The sequence below is a fragment of the Alkalimonas sp. genome (genome assembly GCF_020831925.1).
In the GTDB taxonomy this organism is placed as follows: domain Bacteria; phylum Pseudomonadota; class Gammaproteobacteria; order Enterobacterales; family Alteromonadaceae; genus Alkalimonas.
In genome coordinates, this window is the sequence record NZ_JAFIFQ010000096.1 from 1 (window position 1) to 4,628 (window position 4,628).

Sequence of the window (4,628 nt, forward strand, 5' to 3'; positions counted from 1 at the left end):
CGCCAACCGAAGGATTGATCACATCGATAAACTCGCTGCGCTCACCAATACCGCGTACCTGCACAAAGCGGCCGCGCGAAGCACCGGCGGCAAAATTGATATTGGCCAGCTGGCTTAGCACCTCGTCCAGATGCTGCGCCGAGCTACGTTGCATATCCTGCTCGGAAACCACTGCAATGCTGCCGGCAATGTTCTGCACCGACAAACGCCGGAAGTCGCCCTGCACCTCAAGACGTTCAATGGACTCTTGCTCCGCCGTAGCGGCAAAGGAGGCGATAAGACAAGCGGCAACAACAGAATAACGACAGCGCATGGTAGTCTCCGGTAAAGGGATCACCCGCGCAAAAGGAGTTAGTAACACCATCCCTCCGCCGGCATGATCCGGATCAGGTTCTTGGGGTTCGCTTAGCAGCATCTCAGCACTCTTACGAGCACACCCCCTGGTAGGCGCGCAGTGTAACGATTTTCGTGCCAACTGGCAATGCAGAAGACGGTGCCACGACCATCACCCTCCTTAGTCGACTTGAAATCAACATTACTTAAACGATAGTATACAAAGTTCAAACATCGTATGTACCACCCGTCAAGCCATGACTACTCTTTGGCAGCACAACGGAAGGACCTTCCTCTGAACACAGGCAGTAAAATTACGGCAGCAGCAATCGTATTGGTTTTGCTTACTTTGCTAGTGGTGTATAGCCGATTTCATAGTGATGCATCTGATTTTAAACACGCAGATCTAACCACTAAAACCACACTGGAGCCTGCTCCACCGTCCGGTACAGACCAACCAAAGCATGTCTTCGAGGCCCTGGACCCGTTGCCTTTGCCAAAAGACAGGCTGCAACAAGGCGTTGCAGACTCAGAGCCCACTCCGCACTCACACCCTACCAGAATGGCTTACGAGGACGACTGGTGCATCTCATTTACTGATCTGCACCCGCAGGATTTTGCTTATTATCAACGCGAGCGTGAAGACTGGGATATTTCCAGAGGCCGCATCTGGCCAGCGATACTTGAAGGTAGAGTTATTGGCAATCATGAAAGTAGCCAATACATTGCTCCTTATATGGAAGCTTCTTACGATACGATTCGCCAGCAAATTCAAAATGATAATGAATTTGCCATGGTAGCGGCTTTGTATCGCCCTGATTTAAATTTAGATTTAGATACCCAACGCGCAATTGCATTCAGGTTGGTCGTCAAAGGGCATACGTCAAAAGCGCTATCGCATTTGGTCATCATTGAGCTGGTCCAGGCACAGACAAGGTATAGGCGTACCAACCAAGTTAACAAGAAGGCTGAGCATCACCTTTATAGAGCTCTAGCCTTTACCGTCTATGGTATCAAGCATTTTGATCTAGACCCAGCTTTAACTTATCTAGGCGCAGTAAGTACAGCCGACTTTCCCCTCGAACTCAAACCTCGTTACGCCTTAGGCGCAGATAATCGGATTCAGGAGTACCTCGACATGCTAACGCAATGGATAGATGAAGAACGGGCCAATGAAAACCTGCAGCTTCCAACCACCGATGAACTTCCCAAAGCGGCAAAACATGACTTCGAAAGCAGGCTTGCGCGTCTGTATCTTGACTTTGGTAGTGAACTGAATGACCTGAAAGGTGTGCTACCCGATACAGCCAGCACCCTATTGAAAGGTTCCGAGTGTGTTCAACGCCAAGTGACCTTTTTTGGTGATTTGGAGCGCAGAGCACGCAACAGAGCAAGGTAATCTCAGCTTTACGGCGCTGCTGGCCACGGAAAATAGGCCAGCAGTAGATCCTTTTCAACTTGTGGACAATCTGCCACTACTGACAACTCACCGCTTTTGTCTTACAACTTTCATACAAGCCGACTAAAATCAAAGCATCTGTCTTTTTTCCCAGGGTGAAACCTGGCGCATCCATTGGATATTGTTTTGAAAAACTACTTGTTATCACTGATCGTACTGCTCTTTGTAAGTGCCTGTAGCAGCATCCCGGCCACCACCCCGGCGAATGCGCTACCGCCCACCATTATTTTGATCTCCATCGATGGTGCCCATCCCAGCTATCTGGAACGTTACCCAAGCCCACATCTAAATGCGCTGGCACAGGCCGCCCTGGTGGCGGATGCGTTGCAGCCAGTGTTTCCCAGTAAAACTTTTCCAAATCATTACTCACTGGTAACTGGCTTGCATCCGGAAAATCATGGTGTGATTGACAATGGCATGTACGATCCTGAGTTTGATGCCCGCTTTACCATGAGCAATAGCGAAGAAGTGGGCAATGCCCGTTGGTGGGGCGGTGAGCCGATTTGGGTCACGGCAGAAACCCAGGGCCAGGTCGCCGCCACTTATTTTTTTCCCGGCTCTGAGGCGGCGATCAAAGGCGTGCACCCCAGCTACTGGTTTCCGTACGATGGCGATACCCCCAACCGCCAGCGGGTAGAGACCGTGCTGAGTTGGCTGCAGCTGCCAGCCGCCGAGCGGCCCCGCATCATTACACTGTATTTTAGTGATGTCGACTCTGCTGGCCATGCCCATGGCCCCAACTCACGACAAGTACGCCAAGCTATGCAAGACATTGATGCGGAGATTGGCTATCTGGTAGCGGGACTGACCGACTTAGGTTTGCTCGAACAGGTCGATTTAATCATTACCTCGGATCACGGCATGGCCGAAGTCAATCAGGCACAGCATATCGTGATTGATCAGGCCTTTGATCCGAATTTAGCGGTGTATGTGCGCTATTCCCGTGAGTTGGTTAGCATTTTCCCAAAAGACGGCCAAAAAGAAGTGATTTACCAGCAGCTAAAAGACAACCTGCCACCTCAGGCCCGATTGCTGCGTAAATCGGAAATGCCGGAGCGTTTTCATTTTCAGAATCACCGTCGTATCGCCCCTTTGCATGTGCTGGCCGAAATCGACTGGATATTGGTGCGCCGCAGCTGGTTGCCCGGCATGATCAATGCGCCTACTTATCGTGAACCACGCGGCAGCCATGGTTACGACAACGAAGAGCCAGCCATGCAGGGCATGCTTATCGCCCACGGCCCGAGCTTTAAAAGCCAGGCCCGGGTTGAGCGGGTTCGGATGGTGGATTTGTACCAGGTGATGACAGAAATTTTGGGGCTTAAGCCGGCACCACATGATGGCGATCCGGCCGTCATCCCCATGCTACTGCGAAGCGAATAGGCTAGAGCAAGCGCGCTAAAGCCCCAGGTACCAGGTGGCGATGGAAAAATAAATCATCACCCCGGCCACATCGGCAATGGAGGTAATCAATGGGCCGCTGGCCGTGGCCGGGTCCAGGTTGAAACGACTAAGCAAAAACGGCAGCGACATGCCTATCAGGCTGCCGGCAATCACCACCAGCGTCATGGTGGCCGCCACCACCAGCGCAATATCATAGCCACCTCGCCACCAGCCTATCGAAGCCACACACACTGCCATGGTCACACCCAACAGGGTGGCAATCACAATCTCACGGCCCAGCATTTTGCCCCAGTCTTTTAAGGCCACATCGCCAGTTGCCAGTGCCCGCACCATCAGGGTACCGGCCTGAGCCCCAGCATTACCGCTGCTGGCAATTAATAGCGGTAGGAAAAACAGCAATACCAGATAACTGGAAATGGTGTCTTCGTAATAAGCAATACCCGCTCCTGAAAACAAATTGCCAAACACCAGCAGTACCAGCCAGCCAACCCGTTTACGGTACAGCAAATTGATGGCGGCATCTTTCACACTGCTATCCAACTTACCGATGGTAGCGGTTTTGTGGAAATCTTCGGTGGCTTCTTCAGCGGCTACGTCCATCGCATCATCGTAGGTGACAATACCGACCAGCTGCATGTCCTGATTCACGATGGGCAAGGCCAGCAAGTCGTACTTTGAAATCAGCACCGAGACTTCCTCTTGCGGCATATCGACCTGACCGAAGATTGGCTCATAAGTCATCAGTTCGTGGATTTGCATACCGACCGGTGCCAGAATCAATTCTTTTAATGAAATCACGCCAATCAGGCGGCGCTCTTTGTCCACCACATAGGATTGATAGATGGTCTCTTTATCCGGCGCTTCTTTACGCAAAACCTCAATGGCCTCGCGCACAGTCAAATCAGGTGCTAGCGAGGCATAGTCGGAGGTCATCACCGCGCCGGCCGTGCCTTCCTCATAGGACGACAGCAAACGCAGATCCTCACGCTCGGCCTGTGCCAGTGCCGGCAACAAGGTTTCCTGCTGCTCTTCGGTTAAACGATTGAATAAATCAGCCCGTTCATCCGACGACATCTGCCGGATAATGGGCGAAAGCTTGCGACGACTGATGGAAATAGCCAGCGTGACCTGAGTTTCTGGCGGCAAATAGCCAAAAACTTCCGCCTGCTCTGCCCGTGGCAAGGTGGATAACAGCTCCCAGACCGACTGAGGCTCAAACTCACTGAATGCAGCCGCTAAATCGGCCGGGTGAATGTCTTCAAACTGCTCGCGCAGCTCATAAAGACTGTCTGACTCCAGCGCCAGACGAATGGTGTTAATCAGAACCGGCAGTTCCATGATGCCCCCTTACAGCGTCATTGGTATGATCTGGTAAGGGGTTGCCAGTGGGCAGGATCAGCTTACCAGACAGGTGCGATGAAAATTTGGATAT

Annotated in this window: 4 protein-coding genes and 1 riboswitch; of the genes, 2 read left to right on the top strand and 2 right to left on the bottom strand. The window is 52.0% G+C overall.

Going from position 1 to position 4,628, the window contains the following annotated elements:
- On the bottom strand, positions 1 to 364 hold a 364-nt coding region (locus JJU14_RS16020), incomplete at its 3' end, for a TonB-dependent receptor plug domain-containing protein (RefSeq protein WP_228614726.1).
- A riboswitch (TPP riboswitch) is annotated at positions 347 to 451 on the bottom strand. (Overlaps the previous gene by 18 nt.)
- A 150-nt stretch (positions 452 to 601) precedes the next feature.
- On the opposite strand from JJU14_RS16020, the gene JJU14_RS16025 reads away from it, so the two are divergent.
- Entirely contained in the window at positions 602 to 1,732 is a 1,131-nt protein-coding gene (locus tag JJU14_RS16025) for a hypothetical protein (protein WP_228614727.1), read from the top strand.
- Positions 1,733 to 1,918: 186 nt separating this feature from the next.
- Positions 1,919 to 3,175, top strand: coding sequence for an ectonucleotide pyrophosphatase/phosphodiesterase (locus JJU14_RS16030; RefSeq protein WP_228614728.1), 1,257 nt, complete (start codon positions 1,919 to 1,921; stop codon positions 3,173 to 3,175).
- A 15-nt stretch (positions 3,176 to 3,190) separates the two neighbouring features.
- On the opposite strand, the gene mgtE is transcribed toward JJU14_RS16030, so the two are convergent.
- The gene (gene mgtE, locus JJU14_RS16035; protein ID WP_228614729.1) at positions 3,191 to 4,534 is read right to left on the bottom strand and encodes a magnesium transporter; all 1,344 of its coding nucleotides are present in this window, start codon (positions 4,532 to 4,534) and stop codon (positions 3,191 to 3,193) included.
- Between the last annotated feature and the right edge of the window lie 94 nt (positions 4,535 to 4,628).

Excerpts from the sequence above, each read along its gene's own strand:
- mgtE (WP_228614729.1), bottom strand. The coding sequence starts at position 4,534 with ATGGAACTGCCGGTTCTGATTAACACCATTCGTCTGGCGCTGGAGTCA.